We start from the raw sequence: 17,717 nt of genomic DNA, 5'->3' as shown, positions 1-17,717 counted from the left end.
TGTTAGAATGCCGACAAGCAGAATTTGCTTGTATATCCTAAAACTGAGGAGAGTTTAAAATAATGAACAGTTGTACACCAAATAAAAAGAGTAGCTACAGCTACGAAGATTTACTCGCATCGGGTCGTGGCGAATTATTTGGCGAAGACGGGCCGCAACTGCCAGCACCAACCATGCTGATGATGGATCGCATTGTCGAAATGAACGAAACTGGTGGGCAATTTAATAAAGGTTATATCGAAGCAGAACTCGATATTAAGCCGGATTTACCGTTTTTTGGCTGTCACTTTATAGGCGATCCTGTGATGCCGGGGTGCTTAGGTTTGGACGCTATGTGGCAACTGGTTGGTTTTTATCTCGGTTGGATTGGCGGCAAAGGCAAAGGTAGAGCGCTAGGGGTAGGCGAAGTGAAGTTCACAGGACAAATTTTGCCAAGCGCGAAAAAAGTGGTATATCGTATTCACATGAAACGTGTTATTAATCGTAAACTTGTGATGGGCATGGCGGATGGTGAAGTGGAAGTGGATGGTCGCGTGATTTATACCGCAACAGACCTCAAAGTCGGGCTATTTCAAGATACGAGCGCGTTCTAGTGATTTTATCGACTTAAATAGAAATAACAAAATTACCAGCTTATTAGGCTGGTAATCTTTTTTCAGGCTTATTCGTCCACAATATCCGCAAATTCAGCATTGAGCAGTTTGGCTAAGTCTTGCGGTGCTAATTCCACACTCAAGCCTCGTTTTCCACCAGAAACAAAAATATGTTCAAAGGCTAGCGCAGACTGAGCAATCACGGTTTTTAAGACACGCTTTTGTCCTAATGGGCTGATTCCACCGACTAAATAACCGGTACTTTTCTGGGCAAATTCTTTATCTGCCATTTCCACTTTTTTCACAGCGATCGCTTTTGCGGCTTTCTTTAAATTCAGCATATTCGCAGTCGGTAACACAAAACAGGCTAATTTTTTCTGATCACCATTTTCTGCTACTAACAGTGTTTTAAACGACTGGTTGGGATCAATCCCTAATTTCTCCACAGCCTCATCACCAAAATGGGTGTTATTTGGATCATGATCATAATGATGTAGCACAAAGGCAATCTTATGTTTTTTCAGTAAATCAATTGCTGGTGTCATTGTCTTTTCTTCTTGTTCCAGTAAAATGAGCCCATTATTTTACTGCGGAGAGAAAAATGAACGCAACCTTAAATGTCGCTATTGCGGCAGAATTCGAATTAAGCGAGAAAATTGCTGAAACACTAGAACAAAGTCAATTAAATATTAGTCAATTATCAATTGTTGAAATTTATCCTTTCAATGAAGAACAAGGGATACGTTTTCATAATAAAAGTGTGGTACAACTTAAACCAGAAGAGGTGGAATGGTCATCAATCCATTATCTTTTCTTTGCTGGCGATATTCAGCAAGTCGCTCATCTCGCGAAAGCCGCAGAAATGGGCTGCGTGGTGATTGATATGAAAGGGATTTGTGCCAGCTTGCAAGACGTCCCTGTGGTGATACCGGGAGTAAATCAGGAAAAATTGGTGGATTTACGTCAGCGTAATATTGTGTCCTTAGCCGATCCACAAGTGACACAACTTGCATTAGCCATCGTCCCGTTGATGTCAAATCACGAAATCAAAGACATTGCCGTAACCTCGTTATTGCCTGCATCTTATACTAACGGAGAAACGGTAAGTAAATTAGCGGGACAAACAGCGCGATTGTTAAATGGCATTCCACTTGATGAAGGTGAACAACGTTTAGCTTTTGATGTTTTCCCTACGCCCGCATCGCATTTAAATACACAAATTCACAAGATCTTTCCACAATTAGATAATGTCGTATTTCATTCTATCCAAGTGCCCGTTTTCTACGGGATGGGACAAATGGTGAGCGTATTATCGGATTATGCATTAGATCCTCAATCTTGCTTAGCGAGCTGGGCTGACAATCCGTTGATGACTTATCATGCAGAAAAATATTGCACCCCAGTGACGAATGGCGAACAGGAAATGGCAGAAGAGCAAGCAGCAAAATTACATATAAGTGGGTTAAGTGCGGTGGAAAATGGTCTACAATTTTGGTCGGTTGCAGATGAACAGCGCTTTAATCTTGCTTTATTGAGTGTTACGCTTGCAGAGTTAATTTACTCGCAAGGTTATTAATTTAAATGTGTTTTTGCACGATATTTTTATCTTGAACTTTGAGAGCGCACTCGTTTTTGACGAGTGCGTTTTTGTTAAAACATTCGTTTGAAAGACAGTGAATGAATAGCGGAGTCATTGATAAGAATCAATTTATACAAAAGCAACTGAATGTTATTAATCGAGGCAATAAACCTATTGATAGTTTTAGTTGGCGCCATAATGCATAAACTGTACTTAATAATACGCAATCAATACCTAGAAATATTCATGACGTAATCCAACATATCGAGGAGGGGATTTTGAGTGAAGAACGATAATATAAAATTCAGAAACTTAGAAATATTATATGATAGTGGCGAGGTTGATCTTAAAATTATTAAAGATGTTGAACGTATTTTTAATATTAGGTTTCCTCAATTGTATATAGAATTGATGTCAAAACATAATAGTGTATCTGTAGAACCAAGTTATATTAGCTATTATGATAGTAACAACGAGGAGGGAATAGTTGGAATTGGTTTTGATAGTTTTGAAACAGAGCTAAATCCAGATCCCCAAGATATTCGTCGACAATATATTTATGATGATCCAATCTATGGTTATGAGCATGTGTATTCTTTTGGTAGTACAGGAGAGGGACATTTTATCTGTTTTGATTACCGGGATGATCCAAAAGGTGATGAACCCAAAATTTGTATAGTGATTCATGATGAATATGATGAAGAAACAGGTAAGCATTTATTATTTCCTGTGGCGGAAAATTTTGAGGCATTTTTAGATATGCTTTACGATTTTGATGAACGCTATCCGAATGGTTATGAATAGGTATTTGTTTAAATAATGTGTTGTATTTTTTAAGCATTATTTACAACTAACATTTTAAGTGCGGTCAATTTTGAAAAAGTTTTGGGCTTTGACGAATTGGTCGCCTTTTTTTATGGAAGTAAGTTGAGGATATAGACTAAGACGTGTGTACTCTCTGATGGTAAAGTAAACAGGGAATCAGGCTGAAATTACACAAAAACAAACCGCTCTTTTCGCGGCAGAAGAAGCGCAAGCGAAGTGGGGGAGATAAAGGGGAATATAAACGGACAGCGGAGAGGCTGACGACATTATTGACGGGGATACTGGCTAAGCAAACGGCAGGGGGCATTGCGACCCAGCTGATTTCACCGGAAGTGAATCAATGGATTAAAGAGGCAACGACCAATGACCAATGACAAAGGGGAAACTGACAAAATTGCGAACACCCTTGCTCATGCGATTTGGGGGGCGATAGAGGCGACGGCCAAGCATGTGTAAGTTGTTTAGGTGTGATTAAACAGTTTGAACAAAGATATCCTAATGTTAAATTAAATATTATAAGTAATGAGAATGAGAAAATATTAAATCCAAATAGAAGAGGAGAGTAATATGGATAGAGAATCATATAAAAATATTAAAGCTTATTATTTAGAAAGTGGTTATGACTGGTGTAAAAGAAAGTTCTATCATGGTGAAGTCCATAGAGAGGTTGAGCCAAGTCTTGAATGGTCTGGTGCAAATTACGACTGGGAAAACGCTTATGATTCTACAATTGAAAAATTAATGCTTTTTACTGTTGAGATTATTTGCAATGCAGGACGATTTAAAGATGTTCATATTTTTTTGTTAGATAATATACAGAAAATATTGTCAGAACATGATTTAAATCACTTATTAAAAGATTTGGGAAAAGAAGAAAAAGAAGACTTTCTTTATGATCTAAATTTAGTGCTAAATAATAGAGAGATTAAATGAATGATTCATTGGGCGTTTATAAAGCTAAAATTGGCTTTAAAGATCCTAATACAGGAAAACTCTTGAGCAAGAGAGCTACAATGTTTCCAGACTCTTAGTCAGCAGCTCGAATTAAGGTTGAAGTAAATGAAGCATATAAAACAAAAAAATAATTATGGATAAAGGACGAGAAATTTGGATTGGAACAACGCTTAGTGGTGTAAATGTTAAAGGTTTCTTAGAACCAACTGTAACAGTTTATCCGCTTATGAAGGAGTAAAATATGAAAGTGACATTTTTATGGGAAAAATCTAAATTTATAGATAACAAAAGGTTAGAGGCAACTATTTGTGTAAATAAAAAACATCAATTGGCGTTTTTCTAAATGATGATGGAGGATTGGGCATTGATTATTTAAAATAATTAATTCCGTTACGAATGTAGGTATAGAGTGTTTTATAGGAAAAGAGAAAGATATTTTAGTGTTTTATTTTCAGGGTACTGTATCCAAAATTGAATTAGATATGGGTTATATTCATAAGTTAATCGCTTCTCTTCCTGATATATAACAATTTATTTTTTCTCTTAATAGTGCAAGCTTTAGCTTTTCCTTATTCATTTCTAAAGCGCGGTCAATTTTGAAAACGTTTTACTTTGAAAAATTGACCGTTTTTTTACATGAGAGAGTAAAGGCATACCACCTTAGGCAATGTGATTGTGGATAAGGTGATTAAGGAATACCCAAATGGGGTTTATGAAGCGAGGGTGTTGATCTCTAACCCGAAAGCCCAAACCGATCCTACCGCCCCGAAGTTTTTGGAGAAAAGGGGAAAAAATCAAGACAGTGCTTCTATGATGTTTCCAAGAACATGGACAGAGGATAGGTTGAAAGTGGAGTTGGAGCATGCGTTTAGGAACAGGTCTAGAGTACCAGATACTAAGAACAAGTGGTCAGGCACAACAAAATCAGGGGTGAAAGTAGAATGGACTATTAATAAAGAGGGTTATTTATCAACAGTTTATCCAACAATAGAGCAATGAGGTATAAAATGAAAGTACGTTTTAGATATTGGGAATTTCAGGGTAGTATACATAAAACCTGTGGTGTTTATGAAAGTGATAACGAGGAAAATGATGGGGTGATTACTGATTATCTTAGTACTATTCCAGGTTCTTATGCAGATTGTGGGTTTAAAGTTTTAGCAGCAGTCAAAGATCCAACGATTACTCGGGAATGGATTGATTCACAGGCATTTGAAGCCTTGATAGAGCATGATCAAATAAAAGTGGGTTTCTATCTGTTAGATGATATGGAAGAAGAGGACATCCCTGATGATGTTGACGAAAGAGATACCGATCCCCGTTTCATCCCCCGTAAAGAATTTGCCTATTTACTGGAAAAATGGCTGGATTTTTACCACAGACCCATTACTGATATGAATTACCAAGAAATTATTGACACCAAGGAGGCGTATTTATGACCGTGATTGTGGGTGGACATTCCACCTTAGGCAATATTTTTTGAGAAAAGCCTAGATATATCTAAACGAGTGCTAGCAGTGGGGGGAAAGAGAACACAGGGGCATTTATGGAAAAATAGAATATAAAAAGACAATTAGATGATATTTATGATTTAATTTTAGAGGAAAAAAGATGAGAAGAAATAAATTTTCTAGATATATAGCTTCTTTTATATATTATTTTTTGTTTTCCACCTTAGTGATGTTTTTTTTAATCTTTTTGAAGAGTATTTATCTTATCATTTATGGTCTTTTTTTGGGGGGGCGATATGAGGGATATTTTACCTTTTGTTATAGATCGCTATGATTTTTTAATAGTGGTTATTGTATCCATTTTATCTGGTGTTCTTTTTCCTTTTTTAGATTTTGACGCTAAGTAGTTATATTCTATTAAAAATAGATACTTAACTTCTCACCAATTTATATATAAATATGGTAAAAAGTTTGAATGCCAAAAAAGAAATGATTAAGAGAAAATATAATAGAAATAAAATATTATCTACTACCATCTAATAGTATGATTTTCTGAGATTTTATTTATCTCAAAAGCTCGGTCAATTTTGAAAAAGTTTTATCTTTGAAACATTGACCGTTTTTTACATGAGAGAGTGAAGGCACACCACCTTAGGCAATATTCGGGTGGACCGAGTATTAAAAACCTATAAAAATGGCGTGTATATTGCACAAATTTCCGTATGGGATAGCGATACCAATCAATATATTGCCAAAACCAACAACGGCGAAATGCTAATGTTTCCCGCGATGTGGATATAAAATGACCCCAACCTGTGCAAAAGAGTTGGTTACACTATCGGAAGCACATAAAAGTTTTAAAGATTATAAGCCTCAGAACCACTATGACTCTGTTGTATATTCTGATTTTAAAGAGGTGGAGGAGTTATATGGTGAAGCTCAAAGTCGAAGAATGGAACATCTGGCTAAGCAAGCCTTATTGGACATTTCTACTCATGAACCTGTTGAAAATGCAGTAACATTAACCCGAATCACAATAGATGCATTGAAAGGTGATGAAACAGCTAAAGCTCAATTAAGGCAAATTGGGAATGAAATAAAGAAAGCGGCATTGTCACCAATTGATACTATATCAGAAACTACCCGAATAGAATTAAAACAAGCGGATGAATTAGAAGCAGCGGGCTACCGAGATGAAGCTGATTTAATTCGTATGAAGGTATATTTATCCAATGAAATAATCGCAATTGGTGCTTTTTCTAGTGTTTCTGGATTAATCCATTCAGGTATAAGAAATGTTGGTAAATTAGCAATCAAGGAAGGGGTTTTATTAAATAAAGAAGTCAAGATAGAGTGGGGAAAAGGTATTGAAAAACAAGGTAAAGCTTGGGAGGAATATTTACAGAAAATTTTACCAAAGGGAACGATTGATCTTAATGATATAAAACCTAACTTTAAAACATTTGATAGATTGCTGCCAGATGGTACGGCGATTAGTGCAAAAACCATGGATACTGTTGGTTCAAAAATCTATCAAAATCCGAAACGTATTACTTATCAATTAAATAAGTATGTGGATGATATGGTTAATTTCACTGGGGATGGTAAGAAAGGTGGAAAACGTATTACTGAGAGAGATATATCTAATAAAGAGATGTATTTAGCCATTCCGTATGGTACTTCAATAGAGCAAATACAAGCAATTAATAAATCTATGGATTATGCTAAATCACGAGGTGTGAGAATTATCTTAAAAGAGGTTAAGTAATAATGAAGAAAGATGTGATTGTAGAAAAAACTAGTAAATATATTTCCATTCAAAGCTATTTAATAGGAAGAGTAAGTATGACTAATATAAATAAGTCTCCTGTTTTTTTAGATACAACTACCAGTCTAAAGAAATTAGGTGAAGCTATTTATTTGGAGTTGGAAAATAGCAGGGAGATATCTGGAAAAGAATTTGAGTATTATTGGAATAATGATGATCTATTTTCTTCTTTTCAGGAAAATTTAAATAAAGATGTTATGAGAATATATGGATATAAAAATTATAGACAGATCTGTAAAGATACTCTGTTCTTAAGTGTCAGTATAAATAATAATATTCTATATATAACCCCATCTCATCAAGATGGATTAGGCACATTTGGTACTGCTCGAGATCGCTATGGTAAAGCAATTGAATTTACATATCCAATTGATTTATCCGATGAAGAACTGGGGAAAGCGGTGATGGATGCATTTGAATATTCTACGAGTATTTATAAGAAAAAATAAGAAATTGGATATAGCTCTATTGAGGCACTTTTATCCTTAAAGAAAGGAGCAAATTAAGAGTAAAGAGATGTATTTAGCAATACCTCACTCAACAACTAAATCGCAATGGGAAGCGATAAATAGGTCAATTGACTATGCAAAATCGCAAGGTGTTAAAATTATAGTAAAAGAGGTTAAATAATAATGATTGTACATAGCGTTATAATAAGAAAAACAGATAAATTTATTTTAATTAATTATTTATTAGAGGGGCTGATTAGTGTATTAGATCCTGAGCAGGTAATTAATCTACTACCACCAAATATAACCTACTCTTCTTTAGGGAAGGATATAAAAGAAAATTTATTAAAAAGTAGAAAAATTGAATTTAATGAATTTAATTTAATAATTTCATCCGATAAGCCAAAGGAATTTTTACAATCTATGGAAAAAAGAATAAAAGAAGAGTTTTTATATAAGAATAGAAAAGAAATTTATAAAAATATGGACTTTTTGTCTGTGAGTATTCTAGATAAGAAAGTTATAATAACTCCTTTGCATCAGGATTCTCTTAATGGCTATACGGCTATAAAAGATGAAAAAGGAAAGTGGGTTAAATTTGAACATCCAATAGATATATCTGATGAAGAATTAGGAAAAGTCGTGATGGAAGGGTTTAAATATTGTACGAGTATTTATAAGAAAAAATAACAAATTGGATATCGTTTTAATAACACTCTTTTATACATAGATTATTGATGTATTAGAATTAGAAATGAATAAAGATAAAATATTTCCTGAAGGATAATCTAATTTTCATAGTGTTAATTATGTATAAATATATATGATAAATTTTGTATAGAAAAATTCATAATGGTAAGTAAGCACCTAGAAAATATTCCGGATTTATTAAATTATTTTAAGATAAGGAAGGGTGTGAGTAAATGTTTTGAGTATTTGTTGAGGAGATAAATGATCTATATTAACCAACTTATGGAAAATGAGATAAATAAAGAAAAGAATAATATTAAAAGAAGTGTGATATCCAGTGATTTGCTAGATTTATTGGATTTTGTTAATGTTGATGGATGTCTATTTTTTAAGTTCCAAAAAATAGAAAATAACATTTCTACAGTTGATTTAAATGATGTTTCTAGACAATTCTTAGATTTATCAGGTTATGAACTATCTATAAATAGATTCCATATCGACGATTATGTGAGTAATAATATTTTATGTCAATCTATTTTGTTTTTAGGTGAGTTTAAGAGAAAATGGATGAAGATATATCCAGATATTAAGTGTGTAGTCATAATTACCTTTCAAAATGATGATGTGGGTAGGTTTTCTACTTTTACTTTTCATAAAGTAAGAGATGGGGAAAGTGTATTTGAACTTTATGAAATAAATAATATTGCACAGGCTATACTCGTAGAGTTTATTAATTGATATTATTGCTAGAATATTAGAAATATTGTTCTTATTATTCCTAAAGTGCGGTCAATTTTAAAAAAGTTTTACTTTGAAAAATTGACCGTTTTTGTACGATGGATGTGATGTAAGTAATTGATATATTGCTTTTTTAAAAGATACATTGTTTGATTAAAGTACTCGTCAGAGATGAGAGCTAGGTTTTGGGGAGTAGTTTTTATGATTTATAAATGCATTATAAAAGAAAATAACGAGAGTGATATTGTTGTAAGAATAAATAATGTTGATTTGCTCTGTTTTGCTAATGCGGGTCTATTCGGTGATATAGGGGATGAGATGTTTCTAGATATAGAGCTGTATGATGAATTTGATATCTTTATATCTAATGAAAAGAAAGTAGGTATAAAAAGAATATCAGGATATCAATATAAAATAACAGGTGTTTTAAATATTGAAAAAGGTGGTATAGACTCTCTGATTTTCTTTCCAATAGATGACTTATATGATTATGGGTACTTAGATAATAAAATGGTAGATGTATTTGTCGCTCGATTAAATATATCAAATGTCAATTAGCTTCTAACCTCTGAGATCGCGCTCGTCTTTAACGAGTGCGATTTTATTAAAGCACTCGTTAAAGACGAGCGCTAGTTGTGTCGAAGGTTCTTTAAGTATAGGAAGGTTAAATGAAGTTTAGAAATTTAGATATTTATGATGATTATGGCATGGTTTCCCAAGAAATTATTTCAGACTTTGAGGGAACGTTTGGCATTAAATTACCAAAATTGTATATTGAATTAATCACTAAGCATAATGCACCAGGTATTATACAATCTTATTTTGATTATTATGATTCATATAGAAATGAAGACGAATATTCTTCCTTTGGCTTTGAGGGATTTGAAACGGAAAGTAATAAATATGAACCGCCAGAAAATATTTTTGCACAATATCTTTATGATGATGAAATATATGGTTATGAACATGTGTATTCTTTTGGTCGCAGTGGATGTGGCGACTTTGTTTGTTTTGATTACCGTGATGATCCAAAAGGCAGTGAACCTAAAATTTGTCTTGTGATTCATGATGAATATGATGAAAAAACAGGCAAGCGTTTATTATTTCCTGTGGCAGAAAATTTTGAAGCATTTTTAAATGGTTTGAAATCATTTGATGAAATGCTGGAGAAGTATTCGTAATGTCTTTCATTGATCTCTAATAGGGACGGAGATACTATCTGAACGAATATAAGATTTCTTTTGGTAGCGAGGGGCTTTATTTATCAACTCTAAAGTGCGGTCAATTTCAAAAAAGTTTTGTTTTGAGAAATTGACCGTTTTTGTATCATGGATATGATGTAGGCAATTTATATCCTGCTTGTGTTAACTGGCGTGTGGTTTGATTGAAGTACTCGTCAAAGACGAGCGCTAGCGGTGAGGGACTAATCATGAATGAACTATTGGACTTTTATAGAAATATAACTTTTTTTGAAGAATATGATGAAAACTCATTCATAGGAAGATGGCTTGATTACTCGGAATGGAATGATAAAGAATATTGGAAATTAGAGAAAGATTTACTGAAAATTGCTCAAATGTATAGAACTACTAATGAAGTTTTTCCAGATATTTTAATAGGGGTTATGCGTATCATTGAATTATTAATGATACCTAACTGGAATAGTTTTATAATATCTAATTCAGAAAGTGTTGATATTTATGATAGATATGAACGATTTAAATATATAATTTCAATACTTTTCAATAATAAAGATGTTAGACTAGATGGCTTTTCATATACAGAAAAGAATGATGATGTATTTTATAACGAATAGAAAAATTAAAAGTAAGCTAATTTGTAGAAATAATAAAAGTCTCGCTTGTATTTTTTCTTTGAGATCGTGCTTGAGTCCACACGAGTGCTAGCTGTAGGCAGAGTGTCTTGGTGATTATAAAAAGTTAAGGATAGTATTGTTGATATGCAAGAAAAGACTAAATATTCAATGGGGAATCAAAGTGATAAAAAATAAATTTTATATTTCTTGGTTAGGATTTTCAATATCATTATATGTTTTTTATTATGATGTATTTGTTTTAAAATTTTATTTTAAGGAGGCGTTTTTTTACTACCTTTATTTTTATTGTGCTATGTTTCATTATTTTATATATAAATATGGTAAAAGGTATGAATGCCAAAAAATAAACCATTAAGTGAAAATGTAACATATAATAAAAGGTAGTAGGAATAAATAAAATATTAGGAATAACAGAATGATAAAATATTTAGAGGGAAATATTAACTCGTTTATATCGGCATTAGGTAAAAACGAAAGTAGTAAAGATATTTTAAAATTAGTAGAAATAGTTTCTTCAGATTTTGAAGTGGATGAACTAAGTCATAAAGATGAATACGAGATATATTATTTGTTTTATAAGAGGGGTGTTGAATTTTGTTTTAAAAGAATAGATGAAGAGTATGTCTTATATTCGGTTTTCTTTTTCTTGGCAGAGGTTGATAATTATTTTCCATGCCCATTTATTCATGAATTAATATGTGATCTTAAACACGGATTCTCAATAGAGGATATTATAAGGTTTTTAGGGGAGCCAAATTTTAAAGGTAGTGGCTGGGTAAGATATTCTTATAATGGAAGAAATATTCATTTCGAATTTAATGAATCTAATGAATTATCCCAGATTAGCATTTTTATTTAATAATTTAGGATTGGGAACGCTCTCGTGTTCACACAAGTGCGGTTTGATTAAAGCACTTGTCAAAGGCGAGATCCAGCTGTGGGAGATTTGATAGAGAAATGGCTCTCAGGATTGACGTTAGTAGAGGGAGCATAAATCAAGAAAAAACATTTAAAATAGGAACATTAGGTGGTGAATAATGGAAATAACTCGTTTTAAAATCCTACTTATTGTCTTGATTATATTAGGTAATGGGTATGTGTTTCTTGGTGGACCAGCTAAAAAACAATTCGCCATAGAAGCAGAAACAAGGCGTATTTATCGCACTTTAACGACAGAAATTACTCATATGGAGGGTGAGTATAAACAATCGGGGGGGCGGATAATGGATGGGTTTATTTTGACTGTTTTTTTTCCTCATTATTCAGATATAGAAAACCGCATTAAGATTTTAGAAAAAATTAAAGAGATGGGATTTGATTCAAAAAATAAAACATCAAAACCGAGTCTTCATCTTTTTTGTCAAGGAGAAAGTGGTTTTTTGATCGCAGAAAAACCAGAATTTAGAATAGATTATGAGAAAAAGATGACTTATTGTTTGGAGTAGCAAAGGAAGGCAATGATAAGTGTATTTTCTAATCAGATTTAATTTAAGTATTAAAGTGCGGTCAATTTTGAAAACGTTTTACTTTGAAAAATTGACCATTTTTTACATGGGAGCGTTAAGACACACCACCTTAGGCAATGTAATCGTAGATAAGGTGATTAAGGAATACCCAAATGGGGTTTATGAAGCGAGGGTGTTGATCCCTAATCCGAAAGCCAAAACTGATCCTGATGCACCGAAATTTTTGGAGAAAAGGGGAAATAAAGGTGTATCCACGATGTTTCCAAGAACATGGACAGAGGATAGGTTGAAAGTGGAGTTGGAGCATGCGTTTAGGAACAGGTCTAGAGTAGCAGATACTAAGAACAAGTGGGAAGGGACAACAAAATCAGGGGTGAAAGTAGAATGGGTTATTAATAAAGACGGTTATTTATCAACAGTTTATCCAACAGAAAAACAATGAGGTATAAAATGAAAGTAATTTTTGCGTATTACGAATTTCAGGGTGGTATCTATAAAACCTGTGGTGTTTATGAAAGTGATAATCGGGAAAATGATGGGGTGATTACTGATTATCTTAGTACTATTCCAGGTTCTTATGCAGATCGTGGGTTTAAAGTTTTAGCAGCAGTCAAAGATCCAACGATTACTCGGGAATGGATTGATTCACAGGCATTTGAAGCCTTGATAGAGCATGATCAAATAAAAGTGGGTTTCTATCTGTTAGATGATATGGAAGAAGAGGACATCCCTGATGATGTTGACGAAAGAGATACCGATCCCCGTTTCATCCCCCGTAAAGAATTTGCCTATTTACTGGAAAAATGGCTGGATTTTTACCACAGACCCATTACTGATATAAATTACCAAGAAATTATTGACACTAAGGAGGCGTATTTATGACCGTGATTGTGGGTGGACATTCCACCTTAGGCAAGGTGATAAAAGAATAATAAAATCAGGTGTTGAAGTGATATAACATTTTGATAAAAATAATAATGTTTCAACAGGTTATCCAACAATAGAGCAATGAGGTATAAAATGAAAGTACGTTTTAGATATTGGGAATTTCAGGGTGGTATCTATCAAACCTGTGGTGTTTATGAAAGTGATAACGAGGAAAATGATGGGGTGATTACTGATTATCTTAGCACGTTAAACTGGTTAAGCTGGATGAGTGAAGTATTAGAGAAGCTTCGAGACCCAACGATTACTCGGGATTGGATTAGTTCTCAGGCATTTGATGCCTTGATAGAGCATGATCAAATAAAAGTGGGGTTCTATCTGTTAGATGATATGGAAGAAGAGGACATCCCTGATGATGTTGACGAAAGAGATACCGATCCCCGTTTCATCCCCCGTAAAGAATTTGCCTATTTACTGGAAAAATGGATCGCTTTTTACCAAAGACCTATTACTGATATAAATTACCAAGAAATTATCGATACTAAGGACGCATATTGATAATCAGCTTGAGAAAACATCCTCTGTTCTTTTATGCCTGATATTTAATTAAGCGAACAATAAGAGAGCGAAAACGTGATTTACTTTTCTTTCCAATAACCGAGCCATTCTTTTAACAGCAACATATTTTTGTTCAGGGCACCCGCTTGTGGGATAAAATACATCACATTAAGTCCATAACTTTGGGGTGAAATACCGTGCCCTACACTAGCAGGTAAAACCTCGAATCCTTGTTGTTCAAAAAGCAGTTTAGCACGTTGCATATGCCATTGGTTTGTTACGACAATAACGCGTTTAATGCCTTCTTTTTCGAGAATCTCACGACTAAACAAAGCATTCTCTTTGGTAGTTCTTGCCTTACCCTCTACCCATGTTGTTGGAACAGAAAAGAAAGCATTGAGTTCATTTGCCATGATTTGCGCTTCTGAAATTCCTTTTGGTGAACTACCTGTAATCAATAATGGAAGTTGGGTTTGCTTTTGTAAATAAGCAGCATAACGAACGCGCTCTAGCGGGATCGCACTCACCGTCAGCTTGTCGTATAACTCTTTGCTATCACGTAATCCGCCTCCAAGTAATACAATCGCCTGGGCTTGTTGATAATCAGCTAGGCTTAACTTGTCTTCAATGACTAAGCTATCTTCAATCTTATGTGAAGTATAAGGCAAACTAAAAATATAGAGGATCGTGAGACCTAGGAGTGCACATAAACGGCTGAGTTTTTTGTAATGTAAGACAGAAAAGAGCAAAGACAATAGCCAAAGAATCAGCACATTAAATGGCGGAAGAATAACGACAGTAATGAGTTTTGTGAGTCCGAACATGTTAAGTAAAGATAAGTAAAAGGTGTACTATTATTCATGATCTCCCCTTGGTTGTCTATTGTTTAAAATTGTATTGTTGTTAAAATGGCGCCTTAGTTATTTGACCTAGAGCACAGCATGAAAGCCATTAAAGACAGTGCAATTTATTTATTCGGAGAGTTGATTTCCAGATCGGTGCCTTTCCTTTTATTACCGTATTTGTCCCGTAAATTAGGGGTAGAGGGCTTTGGTGAACTGTCTTACTATCAAACTTATCTTGCCTTATTTCTGATTATAGTTGGGTTAAGCCAAGAAGGTGCCATTGCGCGTTTTTTTTACGTTTATGGTAAACGCGCCTTAAATTTAGTGGTAAATGCGGGATACGCTTATACCTTGTCTATTGGTAGCGTGATCTTAGCATTTTGCTTCTTCTTTAAGGCAGAGATGTTGGCGTATTTAGCTCTTTCTGCGATTTTTCAATCTTTCTTAGCGGTCCAATTAAGTGTTCGGCAATGTCAGAAACAGGCTGTGGCGTATTCTGTCATCCAATTTCTTTCAGCAAGTTTATCCGCAGGTATCACCGTTTTCATGTTAGAAATGTATCAAACCGAGTTGGTAGAAAAGCGGATTTTGGCGATTTTATTCAGTAATTTGTTAGTTTTTCTGTTTGCTTATCTTTTATATCGCCAAAAAACACGGATAAAATCGTTTAATTTTCGTCAGTATAAGACCGCACTTTATTATCTATTGGGCTTTGGCTTGCCATTAATCTTTCATAATGTCAGTCTATTTTTACGTGGACAGTTAGACCGGATTTTTATTTATCATGCCTTTAGTGAAGCGGAACTGGGGCTGTACGCGATGGGCGCACAAATTGCAGCAATTGTGATGATTCTGATTCAAGTGTTAAATAAAGCCTTAGTCCCTTATTTTTTTGAGGGCTTAAAACAGCAACGCATCACATTAGTACAGGTACAACGATGGGCAAGATACAGTTTGTTATTGGTGCCGATCCCTGCTTTGATCATGTGGTTTATTCCAGAGCCATTTGTTGTTTGGTTATTAGGGAGCCAATTTGTTGGTACTAAATACTATATTGTGCTTTTTTTGATTGCCACGACCCTCGTGGTGCCTTATCTGATTTTAGTGAATTATCTGTTTTATCATGGTCAGAATAAGTCAATTTCGATTTGTTCTGTGTTAACCACATTGATTTATGTGATCAGCTTATTGGGTTTGACCCTCACCGAGATCCAGTTTGTGCCATTAGCCAGTATTATTGGTGCAGTCAGCATTTTACCGGTGTTGTATTGGATGACGGCTAAAGTAGGAAAGTAAAATGAATTTGATTATTTGTTGTACACCGTTACAGGTGTTGATTGCAGAAAAAATTATCGCTAAATTTCCGCATACGCCATTTTATGGTGTCATGCTTTCAACAGTCAGTAATAAAAAATTTGATTTTTATGCAAAGCGGCTTGCGCAACAGTGCCAAGGTTTTTTTTCCATGGTGCAGCATAAGGATCGCTTCAATCTATTAAAAGAAATTCTGTATTTAAAACGAACATTTTCGGGTAAGCACTTTGATCAGGTTTTTGTGGCAAACATTAATGACTTACAAATTCAGTTTTTATTAAGTGCCATTGACTTTAATCTGTTAAATACCTTTGATGACGGCACAATTAATATTGTACCGAATAGTCTTTTTTACCAAGATGACCCTGCCACGTTGCAGCGAAAACTGATTAATGTGCTGTTAGGTAATAAATACAGTATTCAATCATTACGCGCTTTATCCCATACACACTACACTATTTATAAAGGCTTCAAGAATATTATTGAACGGGTAAAGCCGATTGAATTGGTCGCAGCAGATAACAGTGAAAAAGTCACTTCAGCGGTGATTAACGTATTGCTTGGGCAACCCGTTTTTGCTGAAGATGAACGCAATATTGCCTTAGCGGAACGCGTGATCAAACAATTTAATATTCATTATTATTTGCCTCATCCACGCGAAAAGTATCGTTTAGCCCAAGTCAATTACATTGATACGGAATTGATCTTTGAAGATTATATTCTTCAGCAATGTCAAACCCACAAATACTGTGTTTATACATATTTTAGTAGCGCCATTATTAATATCATGAATAAAAGTGACAATATTGAAGTGGTAGCATTAAAAATTGACACAGAAAATCCCGCCTATGATGCTTGTTATGATTTGTTTGATGAGCTAGGCGTTAACGTTATTGATATAAGAGAGTAATATGCAGAAATGGCTTATTTCATTAGAAAAAGATCACGCGCGTCGTGAGCATTTTTTTGCTCAACCAGATACGGCGGACTTCACTGTCTTTTCTGCAATGAATACCATGCAGGAAAGTTGGGAAAATTTGACCGCACTTTTTGATCTTAACCGTTTTCAACAATATTATGGGCGAGCGGTGACTAAAGGGGAAGTGGGGTGTACGCTCAGTCATCTTGCAGTGTACCAACAGATCGTAGGCGATGCCACGATATCAGAAAATGACTATTTTTTAGTCTGTGAAGACGATGTGCTGTTTAATCAAGGTTTTCAGCGACATCTTGAGACGTTACTGACACAAAAACCGCAGGCAGATGTCATTTTAGTTGGACAATCAAAAATTGATCACTTTGAGTCAAGCGAGCTCGAAATTAATTATCCGACGACATTTGCGTGTTGTGCAAAGAAAATTGCCCATTCGTCATTTTATTACGCATATCCTTATAAAAATTACTTTGCAGGAACCGTGGCGTATTTGATTAAGAAATCTGCGGCTCGAGTATTTATTGAACAACCACAACAAGGACAACGTCCATTCTGGTTAGCGGATGATTTTATCTTATTTGGTCGCGATTTTTGCTTGGACATCATGGTCGTGCGCCCATTATTGGCGATTGAAAACCCCGCATTAGTCAGTAATTTAGAGGCGAATCGAGGCTCGGTTTCACATCATTTATGGCAGAAATGGCTGAAATATCCGTTGAAAAAATGGTTAGCAATTCAACGTAATTTTCAGATTAAAGGTTAGGTACAGGG

At 34.4% G+C, this 17,717-nt stretch carries 25 protein-coding genes; 23 read left to right on the top strand and 2 right to left on the bottom strand.

From position 1 onward, the window contains the following. The first annotated feature begins 62 nt into the window (after positions 1–62). On the top strand, positions 63–593 hold the full coding sequence (fabA, locus tag KPF51_RS05145; protein ID WP_005721830.1) for a bifunctional 3-hydroxydecanoyl-ACP dehydratase/trans-2-decenoyl-ACP isomerase: 531 nt from the start codon (positions 63–65) through the stop codon (positions 591–593). Between the two features lie 68 nt (positions 594–661). Here fabA and ybaK read toward each other — a convergent pair whose 3' ends face one another. Beyond that, positions 662–1,138, bottom strand: a complete 477-nt coding sequence (gene ybaK, locus KPF51_RS05140; RefSeq protein WP_005721833.1) for a Cys-tRNA(Pro) deacylase — start codon at positions 1,136–1,138, stop codon at positions 662–664. A gap of 56 nt (positions 1,139–1,194) precedes the next feature. On the opposite strand from ybaK, the gene KPF51_RS05135 reads away from it, so the two are divergent. The 19 genes from KPF51_RS05135 to KPF51_RS05050 all read left to right on the top strand — a co-directional run bounded on the left by KPF51_RS05135 (position 1,195) and on the right by KPF51_RS05050 (position 13,853). Continuing rightward, on the top strand, positions 1,195–2,169 hold the full coding sequence (locus KPF51_RS05135) for an oxidoreductase (RefSeq protein WP_005726233.1): 975 nt from the start codon (positions 1,195–1,197) through the stop codon (positions 2,167–2,169). Between the two features lie 285 nt (positions 2,170–2,454). After that, the gene (locus KPF51_RS05130) at positions 2,455–2,976 is read left to right on the top strand and encodes an SMI1/KNR4 family protein (protein ID WP_061405982.1); all 522 of its coding nucleotides are present in this window, start codon (positions 2,455–2,457) and stop codon (positions 2,974–2,976) included. A 588-nt stretch (positions 2,977–3,564) separates the two neighbouring features. Further along, positions 3,565–3,930, top strand: coding sequence for a hypothetical protein (locus KPF51_RS05125; protein WP_061405983.1), 366 nt, complete (start codon positions 3,565–3,567; stop codon positions 3,928–3,930). Positions 3,931–4,620: 690 nt separating this feature from the next. Next, positions 4,621–4,950, top strand: a complete 330-nt coding sequence (locus KPF51_RS05120) for an EndoU domain-containing protein (protein ID WP_081106264.1) — start codon at positions 4,621–4,623, stop codon at positions 4,948–4,950. Positions 4,951–4,958: 8 nt separating this feature from the next. Next, the gene (locus KPF51_RS05115; RefSeq protein ID WP_061405985.1) at positions 4,959–5,390 is read left to right on the top strand and encodes a DUF5376 domain-containing protein; all 432 of its coding nucleotides are present in this window, start codon (positions 4,959–4,961) and stop codon (positions 5,388–5,390) included. A gap of 678 nt (positions 5,391–6,068) precedes the next feature. Continuing rightward, a complete protein-coding gene (locus tag KPF51_RS05110; protein ID WP_111759143.1) occupies positions 6,069–6,203 on the top strand; it encodes an EndoU domain-containing protein in 135 nt (44 codons plus the stop codon). A gap of 1 nt (position 6,204) precedes the next feature. Further along, on the top strand, positions 6,205–7,170 hold the full coding sequence (locus tag KPF51_RS05105) for a hypothetical protein (protein ID WP_064661084.1): 966 nt from the start codon (positions 6,205–6,207) through the stop codon (positions 7,168–7,170). 2 nt (positions 7,171–7,172) lie between these two features. Next, positions 7,173–7,679 (top strand): contact-dependent growth inhibition system immunity protein, encoded by a 507-nt coding sequence (locus KPF51_RS05100; protein ID WP_061405988.1) that lies wholly within the window; start codon positions 7,173–7,175, stop codon positions 7,677–7,679. Between the two features lie 52 nt (positions 7,680–7,731). After that, entirely contained in the window at positions 7,732–7,860 is a 129-nt protein-coding gene (locus KPF51_RS10885; RefSeq protein ID WP_324624142.1) for a hypothetical protein, read from the top strand. A 2-nt stretch (positions 7,861–7,862) separates the two neighbouring features. Continuing rightward, entirely contained in the window at positions 7,863–8,369 is a 507-nt protein-coding gene (locus KPF51_RS05095; protein WP_061405989.1) for a contact-dependent growth inhibition system immunity protein, read from the top strand. 261 nt (positions 8,370–8,630) lie between these two features. Next, positions 8,631–9,107 (top strand): hypothetical protein, encoded by a 477-nt coding sequence (locus KPF51_RS05090; RefSeq protein ID WP_061405990.1) that lies wholly within the window; start codon positions 8,631–8,633, stop codon positions 9,105–9,107. A 201-nt stretch (positions 9,108–9,308) separates the two neighbouring features. Continuing rightward, positions 9,309–9,665: a hypothetical protein gene (locus tag KPF51_RS05085; RefSeq protein WP_231102465.1), complete on the top strand. Its 357-nt coding sequence runs from the start codon at positions 9,309–9,311 to the stop codon at positions 9,663–9,665. Between the two features lie 110 nt (positions 9,666–9,775). Then, on the top strand, positions 9,776–10,288 hold the full coding sequence (locus KPF51_RS05080) for an SMI1/KNR4 family protein (protein WP_061405992.1): 513 nt from the start codon (positions 9,776–9,778) through the stop codon (positions 10,286–10,288). A 248-nt stretch (positions 10,289–10,536) separates the two neighbouring features. Continuing rightward, entirely contained in the window at positions 10,537–10,923 is a 387-nt protein-coding gene (locus KPF51_RS05075) for an Imm41 family immunity protein (protein ID WP_014325945.1), read from the top strand. Between the two features lie 436 nt (positions 10,924–11,359). Further along, positions 11,360–11,803 carry a hypothetical protein gene (locus tag KPF51_RS05070; RefSeq protein ID WP_064661121.1) on the top strand — a complete coding sequence of 148 codons (444 nt, stop codon included), beginning with the start codon at positions 11,360–11,362 and terminating at the stop codon, positions 11,801–11,803. A 178-nt stretch (positions 11,804–11,981) separates the two neighbouring features. Beyond that, on the top strand, positions 11,982–12,389 hold the full coding sequence (locus KPF51_RS05065; RefSeq protein ID WP_032851655.1) for a hypothetical protein: 408 nt from the start codon (positions 11,982–11,984) through the stop codon (positions 12,387–12,389). Positions 12,390–12,495: 106 nt separating this feature from the next. Then, positions 12,496–12,852, top strand: a complete 357-nt coding sequence (locus tag KPF51_RS05060) for an EndoU domain-containing protein (RefSeq protein ID WP_061406428.1) — start codon at positions 12,496–12,498, stop codon at positions 12,850–12,852. Between the two features lie 8 nt (positions 12,853–12,860). Then, positions 12,861–13,292, top strand: a complete 432-nt coding sequence (locus KPF51_RS05055; protein ID WP_061405993.1) for a DUF5376 domain-containing protein — start codon at positions 12,861–12,863, stop codon at positions 13,290–13,292. 138 nt (positions 13,293–13,430) lie between these two features. Further along, positions 13,431–13,853, top strand: coding sequence for a DUF5376 domain-containing protein (locus KPF51_RS05050; protein WP_061405994.1), 423 nt, complete (start codon positions 13,431–13,433; stop codon positions 13,851–13,853). A gap of 80 nt (positions 13,854–13,933) precedes the next feature. Here the strand turns inward: KPF51_RS05050 and KPF51_RS05045 are convergent, their stop codons facing one another. Next, a complete protein-coding gene (locus KPF51_RS05045) occupies positions 13,934–14,677 on the bottom strand; it encodes a YdcF family protein (RefSeq protein WP_005753889.1) in 744 nt (247 codons plus the stop codon). Between the two features lie 117 nt (positions 14,678–14,794). Between KPF51_RS05045 and KPF51_RS05040 the strand changes: the two genes are divergently transcribed. Genes KPF51_RS05040 through KPF51_RS05030 form a run of 3 tightly spaced genes read left to right on the top strand, consistent with a single transcriptional unit; the run spans position 14,795 to position 17,709 of the window. Then, positions 14,795–15,994, top strand: coding sequence for a flippase (locus KPF51_RS05040; RefSeq protein ID WP_005753890.1), 1,200 nt, complete (start codon positions 14,795–14,797; stop codon positions 15,992–15,994). Position 15,995: 1 nt separating this feature from the next. Next, positions 15,996–16,922 carry a glycosyltransferase family 52 protein gene (locus KPF51_RS05035; RefSeq protein WP_005726268.1) on the top strand — a complete coding sequence of 309 codons (927 nt, stop codon included), beginning with the start codon at positions 15,996–15,998 and terminating at the stop codon, positions 16,920–16,922. A gap of 1 nt (position 16,923) precedes the next feature. After that, complete coding sequence (locus KPF51_RS05030; RefSeq protein WP_061405995.1) at positions 16,924–17,709, top strand: glycosyltransferase family 25 protein; 786 nt, start codon at positions 16,924–16,926, stop codon at positions 17,707–17,709. Positions 17,710–17,717: the final 8 nt, after the last annotated feature.

The sequence above is a fragment of the Pasteurella sp. XG20 genome (assembly GCF_018968665.1).
GTDB classification, from domain to species: domain Bacteria; phylum Pseudomonadota; class Gammaproteobacteria; order Enterobacterales; family Pasteurellaceae; genus Pasteurella; species Pasteurella multocida.
The sequence above is the reverse complement of the archived record's forward strand: the minus strand, read 5'-3'. Positions and strand labels throughout refer to the sequence as shown.